The sequence below is a fragment of the Streptomyces iranensis genome, from assembly GCF_017874715.1.
In the GTDB taxonomy this organism is placed as follows: domain Bacteria; phylum Actinomycetota; class Actinomycetes; order Streptomycetales; family Streptomycetaceae; genus Streptomyces; species Streptomyces iranensis.
Window position 1 is genome coordinate 383,767 of record NZ_JAGGLR010000006.1, and the last position, 23,176, is coordinate 406,942.

At 71.4% G+C, this 23,176-nt stretch carries 19 protein-coding genes and 1 tRNA gene; 8 read left to right on the forward strand and 12 right to left on the reverse strand.

What is annotated here, in order from left to right:
• The first annotated feature begins 51 nt into the window (after positions 1–51).
• Positions 52–1,101, forward strand: a complete 1,050-nt coding sequence (locus tag J2Z30_RS13525) for an NAD(P)-dependent alcohol dehydrogenase (protein WP_044574569.1) — start codon at positions 52–54, stop codon at positions 1,099–1,101.
• 100 nt (positions 1,102–1,201) lie between these two features.
• Here J2Z30_RS13525 and J2Z30_RS13530 read toward each other — a convergent pair whose 3' ends face one another.
• The 3 genes from J2Z30_RS13530 to hppD all read right to left on the reverse strand — a co-directional run bounded on the left by J2Z30_RS13530 (position 1,202) and on the right by hppD (position 5,069).
• Entirely contained in the window at positions 1,202–2,569 is a 1,368-nt protein-coding gene (locus J2Z30_RS13530; protein WP_044574567.1) for an FAD-binding oxidoreductase, read from the reverse strand.
• 112 nt (positions 2,570–2,681) lie between these two features.
• The gene (locus J2Z30_RS13535) at positions 2,682–3,677 is read right to left on the reverse strand and encodes a phage baseplate protein (protein WP_245387932.1); all 996 of its coding nucleotides are present in this window, start codon (positions 3,675–3,677) and stop codon (positions 2,682–2,684) included.
• Positions 3,678–3,920: 243 nt separating this feature from the next.
• A complete protein-coding gene (hppD, locus tag J2Z30_RS13540; protein WP_044574564.1) occupies positions 3,921–5,069 on the reverse strand; it encodes a 4-hydroxyphenylpyruvate dioxygenase in 1,149 nt (382 codons plus the stop codon).
• Positions 5,070–5,228: 159 nt separating this feature from the next.
• Between hppD and J2Z30_RS13545 the strand changes: the two genes are divergently transcribed.
• From J2Z30_RS13545 to J2Z30_RS13560, 4 genes are all read left to right on the forward strand, one after another.
• Entirely contained in the window at positions 5,229–5,696 is a 468-nt protein-coding gene (locus J2Z30_RS13545) for an Lrp/AsnC family transcriptional regulator (RefSeq protein WP_020870947.1), read from the forward strand.
• Positions 5,697–5,788: 92 nt separating this feature from the next.
• Positions 5,789–6,385 carry an ArsR/SmtB family transcription factor gene (locus tag J2Z30_RS13550; protein WP_245387933.1) on the forward strand — a complete coding sequence of 199 codons (597 nt, stop codon included), beginning with the start codon at positions 5,789–5,791 and terminating at the stop codon, positions 6,383–6,385.
• A gap of 21 nt (positions 6,386–6,406) precedes the next feature.
• Entirely contained in the window at positions 6,407–6,622 is a 216-nt protein-coding gene (locus J2Z30_RS13555; RefSeq protein WP_044574559.1) for a hypothetical protein, read from the forward strand.
• A 1-nt stretch (position 6,623) separates the two neighbouring features.
• Entirely contained in the window at positions 6,624–7,988 is a 1,365-nt protein-coding gene (locus J2Z30_RS13560) for an MFS transporter (RefSeq protein WP_044574558.1), read from the forward strand.
• Here the strand turns inward: J2Z30_RS13560 and J2Z30_RS13565 are convergent.
• The 9 genes from J2Z30_RS13565 to J2Z30_RS13605 all read right to left on the reverse strand — a co-directional run bounded on the left by J2Z30_RS13565 (position 7,927) and on the right by J2Z30_RS13605 (position 16,914).
• Positions 7,927–8,712, reverse strand: coding sequence for a S16 family serine protease (locus J2Z30_RS13565; protein WP_044574555.1), 786 nt, complete (start codon positions 8,710–8,712; stop codon positions 7,927–7,929). The two genes, J2Z30_RS13560 and J2Z30_RS13565, sit on opposite strands and share 62 nt — an antisense overlap.
• A 115-nt stretch (positions 8,713–8,827) precedes the next feature.
• Positions 8,828–9,469: an IclR family transcriptional regulator gene (locus J2Z30_RS13570; protein WP_044574552.1), complete on the reverse strand. Its 642-nt coding sequence runs from the start codon at positions 9,467–9,469 to the stop codon at positions 8,828–8,830.
• A gap of 571 nt (positions 9,470–10,040) precedes the next feature.
• Positions 10,041–11,837 (reverse strand): DEAD/DEAH box helicase, encoded by a 1,797-nt coding sequence (locus tag J2Z30_RS13575; RefSeq protein ID WP_044574550.1) that lies wholly within the window; start codon positions 11,835–11,837, stop codon positions 10,041–10,043.
• Between the two features lie 111 nt (positions 11,838–11,948).
• Positions 11,949–12,332, reverse strand: coding sequence for a type II toxin-antitoxin system death-on-curing family toxin (locus tag J2Z30_RS13580; protein WP_044574548.1), 384 nt, complete (start codon positions 12,330–12,332; stop codon positions 11,949–11,951).
• Entirely contained in the window at positions 12,333–12,530 is a 198-nt protein-coding gene (locus J2Z30_RS13585) for a ribbon-helix-helix protein, CopG family (RefSeq protein ID WP_044581868.1), read from the reverse strand.
• A gap of 41 nt (positions 12,531–12,571) precedes the next feature.
• Positions 12,572–14,107 carry an MFS transporter gene (locus J2Z30_RS13590; RefSeq protein WP_044574546.1) on the reverse strand — a complete coding sequence of 512 codons (1,536 nt, stop codon included), beginning with the start codon at positions 14,105–14,107 and terminating at the stop codon, positions 12,572–12,574.
• 88 nt (positions 14,108–14,195) lie between these two features.
• On the reverse strand, positions 14,196–15,281 hold the full coding sequence (locus J2Z30_RS13595) for a YeiH family protein (protein WP_078956852.1): 1,086 nt from the start codon (positions 15,279–15,281) through the stop codon (positions 14,196–14,198).
• On the reverse strand, positions 15,278–15,910 hold the full coding sequence (locus tag J2Z30_RS13600) for a cysteine dioxygenase family protein (RefSeq protein ID WP_044574545.1): 633 nt from the start codon (positions 15,908–15,910) through the stop codon (positions 15,278–15,280). The genes J2Z30_RS13595 and J2Z30_RS13600 overlap by 4 nt, the downstream gene beginning before the upstream one ends.
• 98 nt (positions 15,911–16,008) lie before the next feature.
• Positions 16,009–16,914: a LysR family transcriptional regulator gene (locus tag J2Z30_RS13605; RefSeq protein WP_044574543.1), complete on the reverse strand. Its 906-nt coding sequence runs from the start codon at positions 16,912–16,914 to the stop codon at positions 16,009–16,011.
• 282 nt (positions 16,915–17,196) lie between these two features.
• Here J2Z30_RS13605 and J2Z30_RS13610 point away from each other — a divergent pair, with 282 nt between their 5' ends.
• The 3 genes from J2Z30_RS13610 to J2Z30_RS13620 all read left to right on the forward strand — a co-directional run bounded on the left by J2Z30_RS13610 (position 17,197) and on the right by J2Z30_RS13620 (position 22,953).
• A complete protein-coding gene (locus tag J2Z30_RS13610) occupies positions 17,197–18,072 on the forward strand; it encodes an alpha/beta fold hydrolase (RefSeq protein WP_044574541.1) in 876 nt (291 codons plus the stop codon).
• A 190-nt stretch (positions 18,073–18,262) separates the two neighbouring features.
• A tRNA-Cys gene (locus J2Z30_RS13615) sits at positions 18,263–18,334 on the forward strand.
• Positions 18,335–18,690: 356 nt separating this feature from the next.
• Positions 18,691–22,953 (forward strand): non-ribosomal peptide synthetase, encoded by a 4,263-nt coding sequence (locus tag J2Z30_RS13620; RefSeq protein ID WP_044574539.1) that lies wholly within the window; start codon positions 18,691–18,693, stop codon positions 22,951–22,953.
• The last annotated feature ends 223 nt before the right edge of the window (positions 22,954–23,176 follow it).

The window sequence follows — 23,176 nt, forward strand, 5'->3', positions numbered from 1 at the left end:
CTTCCCTTCACCCATCCTCTTTTTCCTAGTTCGTCACAGGGAGATACGTTTATGACCACCAGCGTCACCGCCTACGCAGCCCCCGCTCCGAAGGCCCCGCTGGAAAGGACCACCGTCGAGCGCCGCGCCCTGCGCGAGCACGACGTGCTGATCGAGATCGCCTACGCCGGTATCTGCCACTCCGACATCCACCAGGCCCGTGAGGAGTGGGGCACCGCCCTCTTCCCGATGGTGCCCGGCCATGAGATCGCCGGTGTGGTCGCCGAGGTCGGCTCCGCCGTCACCAAGTACGCCGTCGGCGACCGGGTCGGCGTGGGCTGCTTCGTCGACTCCTGCCGCGAGTGCGAGAACTGCCTCGCGGGCGAGGAGCAGTACTGCCTCAAGGGCGAGGTGCCCACGTACAACGGCAACGAGTACGACGGCGCCCCCACCTACGGTGGCTACAGCACCCACACCGTGGTGGACGAGAACTACGTGCTGCGCATCCCCGAGGGGATCTCGCTGGACGTCGCCGCCCCGCTGCTGTGCGCCGGGATCACCCTCTACTCCCCGCTGGCCCACTGGAACGCCGGTCCCGGCAAGAAGGTCGCCATCGTGGGCCTCGGCGGCCTCGGCCACATGGGTGTGAAGATCGCCCATACGATGGGCGCCGAGGTGACGGTGCTGAGCCAGACGCTCCGCAAGAAGGACGACGGGCTGCGGCTGGGCGCCGACCGCTTCTACGCCACCAGCGACGAGTCCACCTTCACCGAGCTGGCGGGCACCTTCGACCTGATCGTCAACACGACCTCGGCGAACCTCCCGCTGGACGGCTATCTGTCGCTGCTGAAGCTGGACGGCACGCTGGTGCACGTGGGCGCGCCGGAGAACTCCAGCGCGTTCAACCAGTTCTCGCTGATCACGGGCCGGAGGTCGATGGCCGGATCCAAGATCGGCGGCATCCGGCAGACCCAGGAGATGCTCGACTTCTGCGCCGAGCACGGGCTCGGCGCGGAGATCGAGGTGATCGACGGCGAGCGGATCAACGAGGCGTACGACCGCGTCGTGAGCAGCGATGTGCGGTACCGCTTCGTGATCGACATCGCCTCGCTCAAGGCGTGATCGGCGTCGAGGCATGATCAGCGCCGAAACCTGATCGGCCACTGGGACCGAGGCCGTCCGGACCACCCCCGGGTCCGGGCGGCCTCACAACAGCCGGCCCTCAGAACAACTTGCCGGGGTTGAGCAGGCCCAGCGGATCGAAGACCTGCTTGATACCGCGCTGCATCTCCACCCCCACCGGGCCCAGTTCACGCGCCAGCCACTCCCGCTTGAGGACGCCGACGCCGTGCTCCCCGGTGATGGTGCCGCCGAGCTCGAGGCCCAGCGCCATGATGGCGTCGAAGGACTCCCGGGCGCGGCGGGACTCATCGGGGTCGGCGGGGTCGAAGCACACCGTGGGATGGGTGTTGCCGTCCCCGGCGTGGGCGACGACGCCGATGGTCAGGCCGTACTTCGTGGCGATGGCGGCCGTGCCGTCGATCATCTCGGCGAGCCGGGAGCGGGGCACACAGACGTCGTCGATCATGGTGACGCCCTTGACCGCCTCCAGCGCCGGAAGCGTCATCCGGCGGGCCTGGAGCAGCATGTCGGACTCGGCGGCGTCCTCGGCCGGGACCACCTCCGTGGCACCGGCCGCCGTGCACAGCTCGGCCACGGCGGCGAGGTCGGGGGCCGGGTCCGGGGTGTCGAAGGCGGCCATCAGCAGCGCCTCGGTGGACTCCGGGAGGCCCATGTTCCCCATCGCGTTGACCGCGCGGACGCTCGTACGGTCCATCAGCTCCAGCAGCGAGGGGGCGTGGCCGCGCTCCATGATCCGGCAGATGGCGTCGCAGGCGGACGCGGTGGAGGGGAACTCGGCGGCGAGCACGAGCTGTTCGAGCGGGGCGGGCTTGAGGGCGAGGACCGCGCGTACGACGATGCCGAGGCTGCCCTCGGAGCCGACGAAGAGCCGGGTCAGATCGTAGCCCGCGACGCCCTTGGCGGTGCGGCGGCCGGTCTTCAGCAGCCGGCCGTCGGCGAGGACGACATCGAGCCCGAGCACGTATTCGGCGGTGACGCCGTACTTCACACAGCACAGCCCGCCGGACGCGGTGCCGATGTTGCCGCCGATCGTGCACTGTTCCCAGCTGGAGGGGTCCGGCGGATAGTAGAGGCCCTTCTCCATGACCGCGCGGGACAGGGTCGCGTTGATCACGCCCGGTTCGACGACCGCGATCCGGTCCACCGGGTTGATCTCCAGGATCCGGTCCATCTTGACCAGGGACAGCACGACGCAGCCGTCGGACGCGTTGGCCGCGCCCGACAGCCCGGTGCGCGCACCCTGGGGCACGATCGGGACGCGCAGCGCGGTGGCGGTGCGGCACACGTGCTGCACCTGCTCCACCGTGCGCGGGAGAACGACCACGGCGGGCGCGCCCGCCTCGCAGAAGCTCGCCATGTCATTGGCGTAGGCCCCGGTCACATCGGGGTCGGTGAGCACCGCCTCCTCGGGGAGGCCCTCCCGCAGCAGCTCGATGAGGTCCGTCATATCTCCAGACTCGCACTCGGGAAGCGCCCGGGGAAGATCGCTGCAGCGGACGGATGACCGCGAGGAGGGCCTTGAGGAGGCCCGCGAGCAGGGCCGCCGTGCGGCACGGACGCTACTGCGGCTTGTAGTAGACGCTGACCTTACGGTCCCCGGCGGCGCCCGAGGCGAAGCCCATGCACAGCCGGCGCGGGCTGGACAGCTGGACGGCCATCCCCTCGGGCTCGCGGTAGCTCAGTGAGTAGGCGGCCTCGGTGCGGGCGCGCTGGACGAGCTCACCGGTGCGCAGATCGACGCAGGAGACATAGGTGTTGCCGTGGCCGGAGGGCGGGTTGGCGCCGTCCTCGCCGGTGTAGGCGGTGCCGGTCAGCTGGTACACGTAGTCGCCGAGGACCGTGAAGCCCTGGAAGACCTCGCCGTCCTCGACACCGGTCTGGGGTATGTCGTCGTACACCGCGGTGTAGTCGCCCGCGCTGACCCCGGACAGGCTCATCAGCCGGTAGCGGACCTCGCCGTCGAGGCGGTGGCGCAGCAGCAGCCGGCGGTTGAGCATGTCGACGGCGGGCTGATTGCTGGTGGAGCCCGCCACCGGGCGGTGCTTGGCCGGCGAGGACGAACCGGACGACAGCACGGTGCCGTCGGCGAACTTGAAGCGGCTGATGGCGCGGCCGTAGCCGGAGTCGGGGTTGGCGTCCGACTCGGTCCACAGATAGGCCGTGGAACCGACCGGCTCACAGCCCATGGCGACGCCGTGCCCGAACCCCTTGAGGTACATCGAGCCCAGCTCCGCCCCGGCCAGGGACAGCTTGGTGACGCACAGATCGCCGTGGGCGGCGCGGTCGGCGCCGGAGACGGGGGCGGACTCCCCGCTGAGCCGGATCCCGCCCTCCATCAGCTGGATCGTGTAGACGTGCCCGCCCACGTCGTCGAACGCGAAGGACTGCAGCACGGTGGAGTTGTGCGGGGTCTTCTCGCGGATCAGCTGGGTGGAGGGCACCGACAGGTCGAACCGGCCGCCCGCCACGGTGGTGGCCCCCGCGCGGGCGGCGAAGGCACCGAGCGCGCCGGCCGCGGCGACTCCCCCGCCGAGGGTGAACCTACGCCTGGTCAAACGGCCCGCAGTGTACTTTTCCGTGTGCATTGATACTCAACAACTCCCGTGTGATCACGCCGTGTTGGAGTGAACAGATCGCCGTGAGTGTAGACGGTGAGAAAGCGCTCCCATTCAGGTGTTCGCTTTTTCTGGCACCAGCGGCGCATGAGTACGGGAGTGTGGGCGCATGTGCGCGGAATTGGGGGGATGGGCGCGGCCGTGCGGGGCGGGCCGCGGGCCGCGGCCCGCCCCCCGGGGCGGTCAGAGGTTGCCGCGCTTGGCCTGCTCGCGCTCGATCGCCTGGAAGAGCGCCTTGAAGTTGCCCTTGCCGAAGCCCATCGAGCCATGCCGCTCGATCAGCTCGAAGAAGACGGTCGGCCGGTCCTGGACCGGCTTGGTGAAGATCTGGAGCAGATAGCCGTCCTCGTCCCGGTCGGCGAGGATCTTCAGCTCACGGAGGGTGTCCAGCGGGACGCGGGTGTCGCCGACCCACTCCCCCAGGGTGTCGTAGTACGAGTCCGGCGTGTCCAGGAAGCTCACCCCGGCCGCACGCATCGCCTGCACGGTGGCGACGATGTCGTTGGTGGCGAGCGCGATGTGCTGGACGCCGGGGCCGCCGTAGAACTCCAGATACTCGTCGATCTGGGACTTCTTCTTGCCGACCGCGGGCTCGTTGAGCGGGAACTTCACCTTGCGGGTGCCGTCCGCCACGACCTTCGACATCAGCGCGGAGTACTCGGTGGCGATGTCGTCGCCCACGAACTCCTTCATATTGGTGAAGCCCATGACGTTGTTGTAGAAACCGACCCACTCGTCCATCCGGCCGAGCTCCACATTGCCCACGCAGTGGTCGATGGCCTGGAAGTTCCGGCGCGCCGGCGGGGCGACGATCGGCTCGGCCTCGGCGTAGCCGGGGAGGTACGGGCCGAAGTAGCCGGTGCGCTCGACGAGGGTGTGGCGGGTGTCGCCGTAGGTGCGGATCGAGGCCATGACCACCGTGCCGTGCTCGTCCTTGACCTCGTGCGGCTCCTCGATCCCGGTGGCGCCGTGCTCGAGGGCGTACGCGTACGCGGCGCGCGCGTCCGGCACCTCGACCGCGAGGTCGATCACCCCGTCGCCGTGCTCGGCGACATGCTCGGACAGGAAGCGGCCCCAGGCGCTCACCGGTTTGACGACGGAGGTGAACACGAAGCGGGCGCTGCCCGAGACGAGGACGTAACTGGCCGTCTCCCGGCTGCCGTTCTCCGGGCCGGAGTAGGCGACGAGCTTCATGCCGAAGGCGGTGGCGTAGTAGTGCGCGGCCTGCTTGGCGTTGCCGACGGCGAAGACGACCGCGTCCATCCCCTTCACGGGGAACGGGTCGGCGTGCCGTGCGTCCCCCTGCTGCAGCATCTCTGTCGTCTCAGTCATACTTCGAAGCGTCCCTCGGTGGCTCAAGGTGCGCAACACTTCGCGAAATCGCTGGTCAGTGTGTATAGCCGCGGCTGCGCCCGACCGCGCATCCTGTACAGGGTGACTACCGCCACAGAGGACGCCTGGAGAGAAGCCTGGGACCTGGAGGGGGACCGCATGGGAATCGACGGGCTCGACGCCCGCCTGATCGAGCTGCTCGCCGAGGAGCCACGGATAGGGGTGCTGGAGGCGTCGCGCCGCCTCGGTGTCGCCCGCGGCACGGCGCAGGCGCGGCTGGACCGGCTGCGGGCGCAGGGGGTGATCCGGGGCTTCGGCCCCGAAGTGGACCCGGCGGCGCTCGGCTACCCGGTCACCGCCTTCGCGACGCTGGAGATCGAACAGGGGCAGGGGCCGGACGTACGGGCCCATCTGGCGACCGTTCCGGAGGTGCTGGAACTGCACACCACCACGGGCCACGGGGACATGCTGTGCCGACTGGTGGCCCGCTCCAACGCCGATCTCCAGCGGGTGATCGACCTGGTGGTGGGGTTCGGGGGGATCGTCCGGGCCTCGACGGCGATCGTGATGGAGAACCCGGTGCCGCTGCGGATCATCCCGCTGGTGCGGCAGGCGGCGCGGGACTGAGCGGGGCGGCTCCGGGTCGCTGAAGCGGATCCAAAGACTCCGTTGCAAAGAAAGGGTTGCAACGGAGTCTTTGCATGCTTACGCTGCGGTGCATGGCAGAGAACGAACAGCCTGCGTCCGACGAAGTCCGGGTGCTCGACCCACGCTCCCTGCGCGGGCTCGCGCATCCGCTGCGGATGCGCCTGCTCAGCGCGCTGCGCGAGTACGGACCGGCCACCGCGTCCCAACTGGCCGACAGATTGGGGGAGTCGAGCGGCGCCACGAGCTACCATCTGCGACAACTGGCCACCTATGGCTTCGTCGAGGACGACCCGGAGCGAGGCAAGGGGCGGGAGCGGTGGTGGAAGGCGGTGCACAGGCGTACGCGCTGGGGTATCCCCAAGTTCCTGGCCCACCCCGACCCGGCCGTACGGGGGGCGGTGAACACCGTGCTGCACGAGATGGCCACCCAGCACATGCAGGAGATGTCCACCTCTCTGGGCACCCTCCACGACTGGCCGGAGGAGTGGCGGGCCGCCTGGGAGATCAGCGACTTCCGCATGCGCCTCACCCCTGAGCTCGCCCGCGAAATGCGCGACAAGGTGCAAGAACTGATCGAGAGCTACCGCGAGAAGGAAGCGGACCGGGACACCGAGGGCTCCGCCCCGTACCGCGTCCATCTGCACGCCTTCCCGCGCGACGAGGACTGACCGATCCCTGGGGGGAACCACATGTACGGCGACGAGATCCATCTGTGGCTGCACCACATACGCGCCGAGCGTCTGCGGGACGAGGCCCGCGAGGCGTCCCGGCCGCACCGCCGCTCCCGATCTGCCCGCGCCCGGGTGCTGCGCGCCCGGGTCGGCTGGACGCTGGTGGAGGTCGGGCTGCGGCTGGCCACGCCGCGGCTACCGCAATCCGGTCTGACCGCCAGGTTCGACCACTGATATGAGCTCCGACGACATAGGAGACAGAGAGCGCCGGGGGAACAGCGGGGACGACCGAAGACCACTCCTTCTCGTCCTCGCCGCCAACACCGTCTCCATAGCGGGCAATTCCCTCACCCTGATCGCCGTCCCGTGGTTCGTCCTGGAGACGACGGGCAGCGCGGCCAAGGCCGGGTTCGTGTCCTTCTGCGCGACCCTGCCGGTGGTCGTCTCCGCCGTCATCGGCGGGCCGGTCATCGACCGGATCGGCCGCCGACGGGTCTCCATCGCCTCCGACTCGCTGTGCGGGGCGGCCGTCGCCGCGATTCCGGTACTGCACTTCGCCGGGGTGCTGCGGTTCTGGCAGCTGTGCGCGCTGATGGCGTTCTGCGGACTGCTCCACGCGCCGGGCGAGACCGCCCGCCAGGTCCTCGTCCCCGCGCTGGCCGAACGGGCGGGCACCACCCTCAGCCGCGCGGCCAGCTTCTACGACGGGGCCTCGCGCGGGGCCAGGATGCTGGGCGCCGCGCTCGGCGGGCTGCTGATCGCGCTGCTCGGCCCGCCGGCGGTACTGCTGCTGGACGCGGCGACGTTCGCGGCATCCGCGGTGCTGATCATGGCGGGGCTGCGCGGACTGCCCGCCGCCGCGCCGCGCAAGCCCGTCGTCCCGGTGTCCGCCCGCGCCTACCGCGCCGAACTGGGCGAGGGCTACCGCTTCCTGCTGCGCCACCGGCTGCTGCTGGCCATCGTGCTGATGGTCATGGTCACCAACGGCCTCGACCAGGGCCTGTCCTCGGTACTGCTGCCGGTCCACGCCGAGCGGCACCTGGGCGGTTCCGTGCAACTGGGGCTGCTCACGGCGCTGTTCGGCGGCGGGGCGCTGGTGGGGGCGCTGCTGTACGGGGCCGTGGGCGACCGCTTTCCGCGCCGGACCGTGTTCGCGGTGAGCTTCCTGGTGTGCGGGCTGCCGAGGTTCCTGATCGCCGCGTTCGTGCCCGGGGTGTCCCCGCTCGCCGTGACGATGGCGATCAGCGGGGTCGCGGCCGGGATGCTCAACCCGATCCTGACCACGGTGACGTACGAGGCCGTCCCCGATGAGCTGCGCAGCCGGGTCTCGGGGGCGCTCACCGCGGGGGTGTGGGTGGTGATGCCGCTCGGCGGGCTCGCCGCCGGGTGCCTGGTCGAGGGGGTGGGGCTGACCGCCGCCTTCCTGATGACGGGCGGTGTCTACTTCCTGGCCACGCTCAGTCCGCTGGTCTTCCCGGCCTGGCGCGGGATGGACGAGGGGGCGGCGACGACGGCGGAGGAGGGGGCGGCGGCGCCGGTCAGCAGTGCGGGACCGCGTCGCCCGACCGCAGCGCCCGCAGAGCCGTCACCGCACCCTTGAGGGTGGTGACGGGGATCAGCCGCAGCCCCTTGGGCAGTTCGGCCGTGGCATCGGCACACTCGGCCTTCGGCACCAGGAAGACCGTGGCGCCGTCCCGCTTGGCGGCCTGCGTCTTCAGCGGGACCCCGCCCACGGCCCCGACCTTGCCCTTGGCGTCGATGGTGCCGGTGCCCGCGATCGTCCGGCCACCGGTGAGGTCGCCGCCGCTGCCGTCGCCGTCCAGCTTGTCGACGATGCCGAGGGAGAAGAGCAGCCCGGCGCTCGGACCACCGACGTCGGCGAGGCGCAGGGTGACCTTGACGTCGCGCGGGGAGCGGTGGAGATAGCCGAGCGCGGCACTGGTGGCCGAGGACTGGGACTCCCGCATCTCCTCGGAGTTGTGCCGCTCGATCTCCTCGGTGGTGCCGCCGACGTAGACCGAGTCATGCGGCATGACGGCGCGGTCAGTGGCGAACCAGCCGCTGACCACGTCCTTCACCCGCACGGTGGCGTCCGGGCCGGTCGCCAGGATCGTCGTCATCCGCAGCTGCCCGGCGGTCTTGCGGGTGCCGGTCCCCGAGACGCTGATCACCTGCTTGCCGCGGTCGGAGCCCAGGACGTTCACGGTCGAACCGGGCTGGGCGACGGTGAACGGCAGCGGCGCGAACGCGGCCACCGCGAGCAGGGCGAGCACGGGCGCGGAGCAGAGCGCGAGGCGACGGGCGCGGGGGGAGACGGCAGGCATGGTGCGAATCTAGTTGACTACCGGGAGGCATGAGCCGCCACCCCGGCCCCACGGGGCCGCCCGGGGGCGGTGTGCACCCGACCGTGGTGCCCGGCCGCCGCGTGGCGGCCCGCGCTCACCTCAAGGCGTCCGAGACCTCTCGGGCCGCGTCGACCACCCGGGGGCCGACCCGCTCCGGGACCGAGTCGCAGAGCATCACGACCCCGACGCTGCCCTCTATCCCCGTCACCCCGATGAGCGGGGCGGCCGCGCCGCTCGCGCCCGCTTCCAGTTCGCCGTGGGTGAGGGCGTACCCGGGATCGTCGGGGCGGCCGGCGCGGGCGGCGAGGATCGCGCGCCCGGCGGCGCCCCGGTCGAGCGGATGCCGGAATCCGGCCCGGTAGGCCACGTGGTAGTCGGTCCAGGTCGGCTCGACGACCGCGACGGCGAGTGCCTCGGTGCCGTCGACCAGGGTGAGGTGGGCGGTCGCGCCGACGTCCTCGGCGAGGGAGCGCAGCGCGGGCAGCGCCGCCTCCCGTACGAGCGGATGCACCTGGCGGCCGAGCTGGAGCACCCCGAGCCCGACGCGCGCCCGCCCGCCGATGTCCCGGCGGACCAGGGAGTGCTGCTCGAGGGTGGCCAGCAGCCGGTAGACCACGGTGCGGTTGACGCCGAGCTTGTTGGACAGCTCGGTCACGGTCAGCCCGTGGTCGGTGTCGGCGAGCAGTTTGAGGACGCGCAGTCCCCGATCGAGCGTCTGAGAGGTCTCCGCGGTCACGACGCCCCCTCCTCGGTGATGAGTGGCGGCTCTTCGTGCGGTGCCCCGCCGGTCCCGACGACGGCGCGCGAAGAGGCCGCCGGTCGCGGTGGTCACGCACCGGCTGCGCTCCGCGGCGGCGCTGCCACGGGGCGTGTGCGTGCCCGAACGCTAGCGAGCCGGTCCGCTTTGCGGAAGGGTTTGTCCAGAATACGAGCGGAGCTGCCAAAGCGTATGGCGCAAGAGCGCCCGAGGTTATCCCGTTTTGCCCGGTTTCATGAGGGGGGTCTGCGACCGGTTCATGAAATTTTTCGAAAGAGGGTTGCGCAGAACGGGACGCCTGCGGCGGGCGCTGCTCCCCTCCCCGCCCCTTCCCGAAACTGAGGCTCCGCCCCAGACCCCGGCTCAAGGGGCGAAGCCCCTGCCACGCCCCGCAGCCGCACATCAATCCGCCAACCCCGCCACCCCAACCGCCAGACCCCGTGGCCCTGACATGCCAGCGCACCAGAGGGCGCCCGGGGCTCCCCGGGCCCGGGGTCCAGGGGCGGGGCCCCTGGTGCGGGGAGGGGCGGGGAGGGGAAAGAACCGCGGGTCAGCGCATGCGCGTTGCCCACTCCCGGACCTTCTTGATCCGCTCGCGGATCTGCCCCGCCGTCGCCTCCGCGCTCGGCGGTCCGCCGCACACCCGGCGCAGCTCGGTGTGGATCACGCCATGCGGCTTTCCGCTCTGGTGGACATACGCCCCGACCAGCGAGTTGAGCTCCTTGCGGAGCTCCAGCAGCTCCTTGTGGGTGACCACCGGTCGCCGCTCCGCCGGAAGCTCCAGCAGATCCGCCTCCGTATCCGGCTTCTTGCGGCTGTGCGCGATCTGCTTGGCCTGGCGCTTCTGGAGCAGCATCTGCACCTGGTCGGGTTCGAGGAGCCCCGGGATGCCGAGGTAGTCCTGCTCCTCCTCGCTGCCCGGGTGCGCCTGCATGCCGAACTCGGCGCCGTCGTACAGCACCCGGTCGAAGACCGCGTCCGACTCCAGTGCCTCGAAGGGCAGTTGGTCCTGTTCGCCGGTGTCCTCGTCCTGCTGCTTCTCGGCCTCTTCGAGGAGCTTCTCCTCCTCCGCGTACGGGTTCTCCTCCTCGCCGTCCTTCTTCGGCTTGTCCAGGACGTGGTCGCGCTCGACCTCCATCTCATTGGCGAAGCCGAGCAGGTTCGGGATGGTGGGGAGGAAGACGGACGCGGTCTCGCCGCGCCGCCGCGACCGTACGAAGCGGCCGACGGCCTGGGCGAAGAAGAGCGGCGTTGAGATGGTGGTCGCGTACACCCCGACCGCCAGCCGGGGCACGTCCACGCCCTCGGACACCATGCGGACCGCGACCATCCAGCGGTCGTCGGAGTGGGTGAAGTCCTCGATCCGCTGGGAGGCCGCCGCCTCGTCGGAGAGCACGAGCGTCGCCTTGGTGCCGGTGATCTCGCGGATCAGCTTGGCGTAGGCGCGGGCCGAGTCCTGGTCGGAGGCGATGACGAGCGCTCCCGCGTCGGGGATGCCCTTACGGACCTCGGACAGCCGCTGGTCGGCGGCGCGCAGCACGTTCGGCATCCAGTCGCCGCGCGGGTCGAGCGCGGTGCGCCACGCCTGGGAGACGGCGTCCTTGGTCATCGGCTCGCCGAGCCGCGCCTCGATCTCGTCGCCCGCCTTGGTGCGCCAGCGCATGTTGCCGCTGTAGGAGAGGAAGATGACGGGGCGCACGACGCCGTCGCCCAGCGCGTTGCCGTAGCCGTAGGTGTAGTCGGCGGAGGAGCGCCGGATGCCGTCGTTGCCCTCTTCGTAGGTGACGAAGGGGATGGGGTTGGTGTCGGACCGGAACGGGGTGCCGGTGAGGGCCAGCCGCCGGGTGGCCGGCTCGAACGCCTCCAGACACGCCTCGCCCCAGGAGCGGGAGTCACCGGCGTGGTGGATCTCGTCGAGGATGACGAGCGTCTTGCGCTGCTCGATCCGGTTGCGGTGCAGCATGGGCCGGACGCCGACGCCCGCGTAGGTGATGGCGATGCCGTGGTACTCCCGGCTCAGCGGGCCCGCGCTGTACTCCGGGTCCAGCTTGATGCCGATCCGCGCGGCGGCCTCCGCCCACTGCTTCTTCAGGTGCTCGGTCGGCGCGACGACCGTCACCTGCTGGATGACGTGGTGGTGCAGCAGCCAGGAGGCGAGGGTCAGGGCGAAGGTGGTCTTACCGGCGCCGGGGGTCGCCACCGCGAGGAAGTCCCGCGGCTGCTCCTGGATGTACTTGTCCAACGCGCCCTGCTGCCAGGCGCGCAGCTTACTCGCGGTACCCCAAGGCGCCCGGCCGGGAAAGGCGGGCGAGAGGTGATGGCTGGTGGAGGCGGCAGTAGTACTCACGGTCTCCGTCGGGCTGACTCGGCGGGGTCGATCGGGAACCGCGTCAGCCTACCGGTGCCGTCCTTCACACTCCGGGGTACGGGCGGATCCCACCCGAGGGTGGGATCAGGCTCACATCGCCTCGTACAGCCTGCGCAATCTCGACGCGATGTCCCCCACGTCCTCGAGCACGCCCGAGGCCACACCGACCACCAGCTTGTACGCCTCGTCCTGGTCGATGTCGAGCATCTCGGTGCCGTTGAGGTCGAGGAAGACCACGGTGCACATCCACGCCATTCGCTTGTTGCCGTCCACCAGCGGGTGGTTGATGGCGAGCGACTGGAGCAGCGCGGCGGCCTTCTCGAAGAGGTCGGTGTACGCCTCTATGCCGAACATCTGCGACTGCGGGCGATGCACAGCCGAGCTCAGCAACCCCAGATCGCGCACCGCGATCTGCTGCCCCCCACAGGCGATTTCCGCCAGGTCCAGCACTTCCTGGACCGTCAGGTACTTCACTTACTCCCCCAGCCTCCGCAGAAGGTCCGCGTGGCGTGCCGCGTACTTTGCCCCCAGGCGCTGGACCGTCTTCCGGTCCGCCTCCTGCTCCAGATACCGGTCGATCGCCTGAAGCACTATGGCGTGCATACTGCGGCCCTCCTCCTCGGCCCGCTGCTTGAGCGCCTCTTGCTGGTCGTCGCGCAGTCGGAGATTCATAGCCATACCAAAACGGTACCACCCTTGGGGCCAGATTGGTACTATACAGTGACGGGCCGCAACCGCGTCGTCACCCAGGCGCCCGCCAGCGCCACCGCCGTCATCGCCACGTAGACCGACCCGAAGGCGGCCGGCTGGTGGGTGGCCGCGGTGCCGGTGGGGGCGATCTCGCCGCCGCCGAAGGTAACGAAGAGGACGCCGCTGAGGCCCACCAGCGTGATGTTGCCGAGCGCGTCGGAGACCTGGAGGGAGGCGGAGTTGCTGCCCGCGTCCTCCGGGCGGGAGAGCTTCAGCAGCAGCACGCTTCCGCTGGAGATGGCCAGCCCCATTCCGTAGCCGCCGATCACCCAGGCCACGGCCACGATCCAGGCGGGGACGGAATCGGTGAGGGCCAGGAGCACCATGGCGATGGAGACGGCCATGAGGAGCATGCCGAGGCCCATCAGCCGTTCGCGGTGCGGCTCCAGGCGGGGGTGGCTCTGGGTGTAGGAGCCCAGGGCCCAGGTGAGGCCGCCGCCGGTGAGGCAGAGCCCGGCGGCGGTCGCGGACAGGCCGCGCTGGGTCACCAGCATCAGCGGGACGAAGCTCTCCGCGCCCAGGAAGGACCCGGCCGCCACGCCGCGCAGCAGGATCACCGACGGCAGGCCGCGGGCGGCGCGGAAGGTGCCCTTGGGCAGCAGCCGCAGTACGCACGGGACGAGCAGGGCCAGCCCGGCGGCGGCCGGGACGAGGGAGAGCCAGTTGAGGTCCTGGCCCGCGTACTGCAGCAGTCCGGCGCCCACCGCGACGGCGAGCGCCAGCAGGATGCGGCGGCGGTTCATGCCCGCGGAGAGCTCGCCCGGGGGCAGTGCGCGCAGCGCGGGGAGCATCACCGCGAGCGGCGGCAGCACCAGCACCGGGATGGCGAGGAACACCCAGCGCCAGCCCGCGTGTTCGGTGACGGTCCCGGCGGCGAGCGGGCCGACGATGGCGGGCAGTACCCAGGCGGCGGAGAAGGACGCCAGCACGGCGGGCTGGAGCCGCTGCGGATAGGCACGGCCCACCACCACGTACAGCGCGACGATCACCAGCCCGCCGCCTATGCCCTGCACCGCGCGCCCGCCCACGAACATCCACATCCGCTGTGCCGAACCGGCCACCAGCAGCCCGGCGGCGAACGCCGCGATCCCGGCGAACAGCGGCGCCAGCGGCCCCTTGCGGTCGCACCACTCCCCCGACAGGGCCATCGCGAACAGGCTCGCGGTGAAGTAGGCGGAGAAGGCGTACGCGTAGAGCTCGACCCCGTCCAGCGCGCGGGCCGCGACCGGCATCGCGGTGTTGACCGCGCTCGCCTCGAAGGCGATGAGGGAGACGACCGTGACGATGCCGAGGGTGAGGGCGCGGTAGCGCCTCCCCAGTACGGTGCCGCCGGTGTCGCCGTCGTCCGTAAAGTCCAGGTCACCGGCCGGCGCCGGACCGAGGTCTCCGGCTGCCGGATCGGGGTGGACGGCGGAGGCGGCGGCCGCCTGGGGTGGCAGGGCGCCGTCCGCGACGGCGGCGTCGGCTGCACCGACATCGAGGGGGTCGCGAGGGGTCATGGCGTCAGGGTAAGTGGCGTTCCGGGGCGTCACACCTGTCGCGGGACGGAGCCGCGCTCGGCCGCTGGGCCTAGGTACATCCGACGCCCTACGTGGTGAGCAGGACGCCCCCGTAGGACGCGCCCGCGATCACCACCCACGCGCACAGCCCCAGCGCGGCGACCCGGGCCCCGGTGCGGGTGAGGGAGGGGAGGTGGACGGCGCTGCCGAGGCCGAAGAGGGCGGCGGCGAGGAGCAGTTCCTGGGCCGTGGCGGCGCTGTCCAGCACGGTGGTGGACAGGACGTCCGTGCTGCGCAGGGCCGTCATCGCGAGAAAGCCGAGGACGAAGAGCGGCACCAGCGGCGGCCGCCGCCGCTCCGCCTGCTCGCTTGGTGCCTGCTCACCCTGCGCCTGCTCGCCTTCCGCCTTCCTGGCGCGCCCCCGCGCCCGTACGGACGTCGCGAGCACCGCGACCAGCGGCGCGAGCAGGGCCACCCGCACCAGCTTGACCAGCACCGCGTCGCCCAGCGCCGACGGCCCCGCGGTCTGCGCGGTGGCCACCACCTGGCCCACGTCGTGCACGCTGGCCCCCACCCACCGGCCGAACGCCTCGTCGCCGAGCCCCAAGGGGTGCTGAAGCAGCGGCAGGACGGCGATGGCGAGCGTGCCGCACAGCGTCACCAGCGCCACGGAGGTGGCCACATCGCGCTCATCGCTGTCCGACACCTCACCCACCGCGCCGATCGCGGACGCACCGCAGATCGAGTAGCCGGTCGCGATCAGCAGCGGCTGGTCGCCGCTCAGCCCCATCCGGCGGCCGAGCCACCAGGTGCCGCAGAAAGTGGCGGCGACCACGCCCAGGACCATCGCCACGGTGGCCCAGCCCAGGCCCAGCACATCGTTCAGACTGAGCTTGAGGCCGAGCAGCACGATGCCCAGGCGCATCAGCCGCTTCCCGGCGAGCGAGAGCCCGGCCCGGCAGACGCCCCGGACCAGGCCGCGCGCCCCCGGCAGATGCGCGGCGACGATGCCCAGCACCACGGCGGCGGTCAGCAGGGGCACGGCGGGAAGCAGCCGGTGGACGCCCCAGGCGGCCCCGACCCCGGCCGCGGCCAGCCCGAGCCCGTACGCCGGGGCGGGCGGCCGCCATCCGGCAGCCTGCCGCGCCCGGCCGGGCGCGGCGGTCAGCGTCACTGGCCGTCCGCCGTCGGAAGATGGCCGTCCGCCGTCGGAAGGCGGTCGCCCGCCACCGGAAGGTGGTCGTCCGCCACCGGGAGGTCGTAGACCCGCCGGACGCTGCTGCCCAGGCGGGCGATGTCCGCCCCGTAGACATGGATCGAGATCGCCTTCGCCCCGCAGGCGTTCCACACCCTGTGGATATCTCCGGGCGGCGCGAATCCGCACACCGCGCCGCGCGGATTGGCCACGTCCTCCACCGCGATCAGCCGCGAGCCCGGTCCGTCCGGCACGAGGCGGTAGCGCCGCTCGTGCTCCTCGCCCTCGTGGACGCCGGTCACACACCAGGACACATGGTCATGGATCGCCGTGCGCTGGCCGGGCAGCCACACCAGCGCGACGATCGAGAAGCTGCCGTCGGGCTCGGCGTGCAGGATGTGCTGGCGGTAGCGGTCGGGGTCGCCCTCGCGCTGCCCGGGGGTGAGCAGATCGTCCGCGCCGAGGTGGGGCGCGAGCCGCTCGCCCACCAGATAGGCGGTCACATCGGGCGCCAGGCCCCGGCCGACGGCCTCGCGGACGTCGCCGACGAACGCGCCGAGGCGTGCCGTGAGAAGACGGGAGGACGGATACGCGGTCGGGGTGGTCATGGCGGCAGCGTCCTGCCGCCCGCACCATCACGTCCAACGACAGGTTGTTGAGCCCTCCCCAAGCTCCGCTTATGGGTGAGGCGCTTATGGGTAAGGGGTCAACAACCGACCCGGTTCCCGGCCACCGTCCTCAGCTCCTCCAGCACCCGCGCGGTGGCCGGTATCCCCAGGTGCTCGCGGAGGACGTACGCCGAGACATGGCGGCGCGAGGCGGGGTCCAGGGCGCGCCCGGTGACCTTCTGGTGGCACAGGAACGACAGCACCAGGCCCGGCATCATCGCCACGCCGAGCCCGGCCGCGACCATGCTCTGCACCACCAGATTGTCATCGGTGGTGAAGGCGATGTCCGGGGCGAAGCCCTGCTCGGCGCATTCGTGCAGGAAGTTGGCGCGGCACCGCAGACATCCGGCGATCCAGCGCTCCTCGCTCAGCTCGGCCAGCTTGACCGCCCGCCGCCGGGCCAGCGGGTGCCCGGTCGGCAGCAGCACCGTCAGCTGGTCCTCCAGCAGCGGGATCTCCACCAGCTCGGCGGGTGCCTCCTCACGCAGCCCGGGATAGGTGAAGGCGAGGGTGATGTCGCACTCCCCACGCACCACCCGCCCCAGCGAATCCGGCGGCTCGCCCTCCAGCAGCTCCACCCGCACCCCCGGATGGGCGGCGGCGAGCCGGGCCATGGTCTCGGGGATGAGGGTCGCGTTGGCGCTGGGGAAGGCGCAGACCCGCACCCGGCCCGAGCGCAGCCGGGTGATGGCGCTCATCTGCTGCTGGGCGGTGGAGATGCTGGTCAGAATGGTGTCGGCGTGCCGGGCGAGGGTCTCCCCCGCCTCGGTGAGCCGCATCCCCCGGCCGACCCGGATGAACAGCGGACTGCCCACGGCCCGTTCGAGCGCCTTCATCTGCTGGGTGATGGCCGGCTGGGTGTACCCGAGGGCACGGGCGGCCCCGGAGTAGGAGCCGGAGCGGACCACCTCGTGAAACGTCTTGATGTGCCGGGAATCGAACACACTCGCATCATACGGAGCCCGGAACCGAAACCATAAGCGGGATTTGGGGCCACACAAGATCACCCCTACCGGCGCTTTTGCGTCACGCGGAGCGCCGCGCCACTGAGCCCGGCCACCGAGCCCGGCCACTGAGCCGGGCCGGAGCCGCGCCACGGCCCGGCGCCATGAGACATACCGCCCGGCGCCACGCGACATACCGCCCGGCGCCACACCCGGTACACGAGGACACCCGGTCAAGCGTCAAGCACGGTCAAGAAGGCGAAGCTGGGGCAAGCTGACCCCATGCCGCACTACACCTCGTACGACGGAACCGAGCTGGCCTACCGCGTCCTGGAGGCCCGGGACGGCTCGGCGGGGCCACCGCTGATCTGCCTGGCGGGCGGGCCGGGGCGGAACGCCGCCTATCTGGGCGACCTCGGCGGGCTGGACGCCCATCACACCCTCCTCATCCCCGACAGCCGCGGCACCGGGGACTCCCCGCCGGCCTTCGACCCCATCGGCTACGCCTTCCCCGGGCTCGCCGAGGACCTCGAGGCGCTCCGCCGCCATCTGGACCTCGTCCGCTTCCCGCTGCTCGCCCATGACGCGGCCGCCGCCACGGCCCAGGCGTACGCGGCCGCCCACCCCGAGCGGCTCAGCCGGCTGATCCTGGTCAGTCCGGGCGCCCGGCTGCAGGGCGAACTCCCCGAGGACGCCCGGGAGATCTTCGAATCCCGCGCCGGCGAGCCTTGGTGGCAGGACGCGTACACGGCGGTGCAGCTGCTGCCCGACACCACCGACCTCGCCGAGATGCGCAGGCTGCTGCTCCAGGCCGCCCCCATGGCGTACGGCCGCTGGGAGGAGCCTCAGCGGGCGCACGCCGAGAGCGAGGGCGAGCAGCTGGGGCGGGTGGCGCGGGCGGGCTTCTGGCAGGGCGTCGACGAGGCGGGGCGGCGCGCGGTGCTGGCCCGGCTGCACGAGGTGCCGTGCCCCGTACTGGCGATCACCGGCGACCGGGACGCGGTGACCGGGATGCGGGCCGGAGAGCTGGTGGCCGAGTCCTTCCCGGACGGCCAGGCGCGGCCGCTGCCCGGGGTGGGCCACTATCCGTGGGTCGACGAGCCGGATCTCTTCCGCCAGGTGGTCGAGGACTTCCTGGCGCAGCGCCCCACGCGGTGAAGCGCCCCACGCGGTGAAAACAGGCCGTGTGCCCACGCCGTGAAGGGGGCCGGGGCGCGCCCGGCGGGGGCGCCCCGGCGGGCCATGAACGGCGGGCCATGAACGCAGTGTGTCAGTCGTATGGCAGCCCCCGCCGCGCCGTTGTGCCCGCCCCGCTCCCGGCCTACCGTCGGGAACACAGCACGACATCGGCCGTGTGCCCGAGTGGTTGAGGGGCTCGACTGCAAATCGAGTTACGTGGGTTCGATTCCCGCCACGGCCTCCGATGGACCGTCGATCGGCCCGTCCTGGTGAACTTCCGGCCAATCTCTGGACACCCGGAGGCGCTGGGCGCATGCTCGGACCCGTATCGCTGAAACCATCCCCGAAGGGGCGACAGGTTCCCTTTTCGGAAGATTCGGATAACCGCGTTCACACGACCGTCACCGAATGGTTTCCGACTCTCCGCAAGGCATGTAAAGATTCTCCGCCTCCCGGTTAAAATCGCGTCAACTTCCCGGACCCGCTCGCGGTCCCGCAAGGTTCCTCTTTTAAGGTCGGACCGGCGCCTGCAACCACTCCCCGTGACCGCCAGGCATTTCCGACTCGACCACGCCTCTTATCCCGTATGGGGGAATTTTGCAGCCCGACGCCAGGGGTACCCGCCTCCCGCTGTCGACCAGCCAGAGCGAAATCTGGCTGGGCCAGCAACTGACACCGGAGAGCACTCGCTTCCGGGTGGGCGAGTATCTGGAAATCCATGGCCCGGTCGACCGGGAGCTGTTTGAATCGGCGCTCCGTCAGGCGGTCGCCGAAACCGAGCCGTACAACACGCGTTTCGGCGCGGACGACGGGGTGCCGTGGCAGGTCCTGGAACCGGTGACCGACTGGGAGTTGCCGTATCTCGACGTCAGCGGCGAGGCGGAGCCCCGGGCGGCGGCCGAGCGGTGGATGCGGGCGGAGATGGCCCGGCCGACCGATCTGACCCGCGCCCCGTTGTTCGCCTTCGCTCTGTTCAAGCTGGGCCCGGAGCAGTTCGCGTGGTATCAGGCGCCGCATCACATCGTGACGGATGCCGCGGGGGCGGCCGGCACCGCACGGCGGGTGGCGGAGCTCTACACGCGGCGCGTGGCCGGAGACGGTGACAGGGCCGGGAACGGGGCCGACGAGGACCGGTGCGAGACGGACCCGGGGGCCGATCGCGGATCTCTCCGGGACATGCTCGAATGGGATGAGAAATACCGCGCGTCGGACGATTTCGACACGGACCGAAAATACTGGCTGGAGCGGTTCGGGGATTGCCCGGAACCAGCCCGGCTCGCCGGGCGGCCGGGCAAGAACCTGCGGGACTTCCGGCGCGAGACCGCGTATCTGACCGAGGAGGAGGCGACCGCGCTGCGCGGTGCCGCGCGAAAGGCGGGCACCCACTGGTCGGCCCTGATGATCGCGGCGACCGCCGCTTATCTGCACCGGATGACCGGAAAGCGGGACATCATTCTCACCCTGCCGGTATCGGCCCGTACCGACGCCGCGATGCGCGCACATCCGGGCATGTTCGCCAACGTCGCCCCGCTCCGGCTCGACGTCACCCCGCATATGCGGGTGCGGGATCTCATCCGACGGGCCTCGAAGGAGGCGCGAAAGGCGCTGCGGCATCAGCGCTACCGCCGTATCGACATGGTGCGGGATCTGCATCTCCCGGACGGGGGCAACAATTTCCTGGGCCCCCACGTCAACATCATGTCCTTCGAGTACGACTTCGACTTCGCGGGACATCGCGTCACCGCCCACAATATTTCGAACGGGCTGGTCGAGGACCTGTCGATCATGGCCTATGACCGGTCCGACGGCACGGGCATCCGCATCGACCTCAACGCCAACGCGGATCTGTACGGCGAGGAGGACCTGGCCGCCCACCGCGCCCGCTTCCTCACGCTCGTCCACGCCTTCGCCGACGCCTCGGACCCCGAGCGCACCATCGGCGGCATCGAGCTGCTGACCGTCGAGGAACGGGCCAAGGTGCTGGCCTGGAGCGGCCACCGGAGCACGGACGGCAGCACTGGCGGCAGCACGGACAGCGGCACGCACAGCGGCGCGGACAGCGGCACGAGCGGCGGCACGGACCGCAGCACGGCAACGGAGACTCCCGCGGTCCCGGACATCCCCGCCGCCACGCTCCCCGACCTGTTCGCCGCGCAGGCCGCCCGCACCCCCTCCGCGGTGGCGGTCGGCGACGGCACGGCCTCCCTCACCTACGCCGAGCTCAACCGCGCCGCGAACCGCCTGGCGCATCTGCTGATAGCCCGGGGCGCGGGCCCCGAACGGCTCGTCGCCCTCGCCCTCCCTCGCTCGGCCGACCTGATCGTCGCCGTGCTCGCGGTGCTCAAGTCCGGGGCCGGATACCTCCCGCTGGACCCCGGCTATCCGCGCGAGCGCCTGGAGCTGATGCTCCGGCAGGCCGACCCGACGCTCGTCATCACCACCGGCGACCTCGCCGGAACGCTGACCGGGGCGGCCTCCGCCGCGCTGCCCCTGGACGCTCCGGACACCCTTACGGCCCTCGCCGGACAGCCCGAGGACGACCCCACCGACGCACAGCGCCGCGCCCCGCTCTCCCCCGGGCACCCCGCGTACACGATCTTCACCTCCGGCTCCACCGGCACCCCCAAGGGCGTCGTCGTGCCCCACCAGAACGTGGTCCGGCTCTTCGGCGCCACCGACGGCTGGTTCCGGTTCCGCGCCGACGACGTGTGGACCATGTTCCACAGCTACGCCTTCGACTTCTCGGTCTGGGAGATCTGGGGCCCGCTGCTGCACGGCGGCCGGCTCGTGGTCGTCCCGCACGCGATCAGCCGCTCCCCCGACGCGTTCCTGCGCCTGCTCGCGGACGAACGGGTCACCGTGCTCAGCCAGACCCCCTCCGCCTTCCAGCAGCTCATCCACGCGGACCAGGAGGACCCCGCGACCGGAGCGAGGCTCACCGCGCTGCGCGCCGTCGTCTTCGGCGGCGAGGCGCTGGACCTGCGGCGGTTGGCGGACTGGTACGCGCGACACTCCGACACCGCGCCCGTGCTGGTGAACATGTACGGGATCACCGAGACCACCGTGCACGTCACCTACCGCGCCCTGGACCGCGCGGCCGCCGCGACCCTGCCCGGCAGCGTCGTCGGCACCGGCATCCCCGATCTGCGGGTCCAGGTACTGGACACGGCGCTGCGCCCGGCCGTGCCGGGGACGGTCGGCGAGATGTACGTATCGGGGCCGGGTCTGGCCCGCGGCTATCTGAACCGTCCGGGGCTGACGGCCCAACGGTTCGTCGCCGATCCGTACGGCGCCCCCGGCGAGCGGATGTACCGCACCGGCGACCTGGCCCGGTGGACCGCCGACGGGGAGCTGGAGTACCTCGGCCGCGCCGACGACCAGGTCAAGATCCGCGGCTTCCGGATCGAGCTGGGCGAGGTCGAGGAGGCGGTGCGGTCGCTCCCCGGCGTCGAGCGGGCGGTCATCGTCGCGCACGAGACCCGGCCCGGGGACAAGCGGCTCATCGCCTATGTCGTACCGGCCGGCGGCCACGGCCAGGACGCCGGCACCGACGCCGATGGGAACGCCGACCTGGACCCCGCCGGAATCCGCCGCGCGGTGGCCCGCCGGCTGCCCGACCACATGGTCCCGGCCGCCGCCGTCGTCCTGGACGACCTGCCGCTGACCGAGACCGGTAAGGTCAACCGCCGGGCCCTGCCCGCCCCCGACCTCACCGGCACCGCCGCCTCGCGCGCACCGCGCACGGCGCGCGAGCGGACCCTGTGCGGGCTGTTCGCCGAGGTGCTCGGCCTTCCCTCGGTCGGCGTCGACGACGGGTTCTTCGAACTCGGCGGCCATTCGATGCTCGCGGCCCGGCTCGTCTCCAGGGTCCGCGACGCACTCGACGTCCCCCTGGAGGTCCGCACCCTCTTCGAGGCGTCGACCGTCGCCCAGCTCGCCGAGCGCCTCGACGAGGACGAGACGGCGGACAAAGCGGCGGACGAGGACGAGGCGGCCGATGGCCGTACGGTGGAGCGCGGGCTGGAGCCGCTGCTCACGCTGCGCGCCCAGGGGCGTCATGCCCCGCTGTTCTGCGTCCACCCCGGCGGCGGCCTCGGCTGGCTCTACACCGGTCTGCTGCGCCATCTCGGCCCCGAACGCCCGGTCTACGCCCTCCAGTCGCGCGGGCTCCATGAGGACGAGATCCTGCCCTCCAGCGTGGACGAGATGGCCGCCGACTATCTGCGGCAGATCCGCGAGGTCCGGCCCGAGGGCCCGTACCACCTCCTGGGCTGGTCCTTCGGCGGTCTGGTGGCGTACGCGATGGCGACACGGCTCCAGCGCGAGGGCGAGCGGGTCGGCGTGCTGTCGATCCTGGACGCCTACCCCGACAACCAGTGGGAGTTCGGGCTGCCCGACTACAGCAAGCGCGAGTGGCTGGAGATGCTCCTGGAGAGCCTGCGGGGCGGCGACATCATCATCCCGTGGGCCGGGACGGCCGAGTTCGCCGAGACCGCCGACGAGCCGGAGCGCGACGCCGCCGAACTGGCCGCGGACCTCGTGCGCGAGTCCGGACTGCCCGCGCGGCTGCTGGCGGGCGAGGCCACGTTCCCGCTGCTGGACATCATGCGCAGCGATATCGAGCTGACGAAGAAGTTCCGCCCGGACCGGTTCAACGGCGATCTGCTGCTGTTCGCGGCGGAGTACGAGACCCCCGGCTTCCCGCGTCCGGCGCACACCCCGGAGTCGTGGCGGCCGCATCTGGACGGTGCGGTGAAGGTGCACCATGTGCGGGCGCAGCACCACCACATGATGCGCCAGGAGCATGTGGCCCGGATCGGCCCGGTGGTGGCGGCGGCGCTGGACCGCGCCCGGAACTGAAGGGCCGGGGCCCGGGGTCCGGGTCGGGGCAGCCCCCGAGGGGGCGGCCCCTCGGGCCGGGCCCCGACCCGGATTTCGCCTATGGGCCCTTCGCCGATCACAATTCAGCCAGGCGCCCCATCTCGTTCTCCTGCTCTCCTACGCAGGTGAGCAGGGTGGGCGCCTTCATGTGGAGAAGGAGATGAGCTCCCAGCGAGGAGGCACGTAGTTGGAAGGAAGGCTG

Excerpts from the sequence above, each read along its gene's own strand:
- J2Z30_RS13550 (WP_245387933.1), top strand. The coding sequence starts at position 5,789 with ATGGCAGAGAACGAACAGCCTGCGTCCGACGAAGTCCGGGTGCTCGAC.
- J2Z30_RS13610 (WP_044574541.1), top strand. The coding sequence starts at position 17,197 with ATGCCGCACTACACCTCGTACGACGGAACCGAGCTGGCCTACCGCGTC.
- J2Z30_RS13525 (WP_044574569.1), top strand. The coding sequence starts at position 52 with ATGACCACCAGCGTCACCGCCTACGCAGCCCCCGCTCCGAAGGCCCCG.
- J2Z30_RS13590 (WP_044574546.1), bottom strand. The coding sequence starts at position 14,107 with ATGACCCCTCGCGACCCCCTCGATGTCGGTGCAGCCGACGCCGCCGTC.
- J2Z30_RS13555 (WP_044574559.1), top strand. The coding sequence starts at position 6,407 with ATGTACGGCGACGAGATCCATCTGTGGCTGCACCACATACGCGCCGAG.
- J2Z30_RS13545 (WP_020870947.1), top strand. The coding sequence starts at position 5,229 with ATGGGAATCGACGGGCTCGACGCCCGCCTGATCGAGCTGCTCGCCGAG.
- hppD (WP_044574564.1), bottom strand. The coding sequence starts at position 5,069 with ATGACTGAGACGACAGAGATGCTGCAGCAGGGGGACGCACGGCACGCC.
- J2Z30_RS13600 (WP_044574545.1), bottom strand. The coding sequence starts at position 15,910 with ATGACCACCCCGACCGCGTATCCGTCCTCCCGTCTTCTCACGGCACGC.
- J2Z30_RS13530 (WP_044574567.1), bottom strand. The coding sequence starts at position 2,569 with ATGACGGACCTCATCGAGCTGCTGCGGGAGGGCCTCCCCGAGGAGGCG.
- J2Z30_RS13560 (WP_044574558.1), top strand. The coding sequence starts at position 6,624 with ATGAGCTCCGACGACATAGGAGACAGAGAGCGCCGGGGGAACAGCGGG.
- J2Z30_RS13565 (WP_044574555.1), bottom strand. The coding sequence starts at position 8,712 with ATGCCTGCCGTCTCCCCCCGCGCCCGTCGCCTCGCGCTCTGCTCCGCG.
- J2Z30_RS13585 (WP_044581868.1), bottom strand. The coding sequence starts at position 12,530 with ATGAATCTCCGACTGCGCGACGACCAGCAAGAGGCGCTCAAGCAGCGG.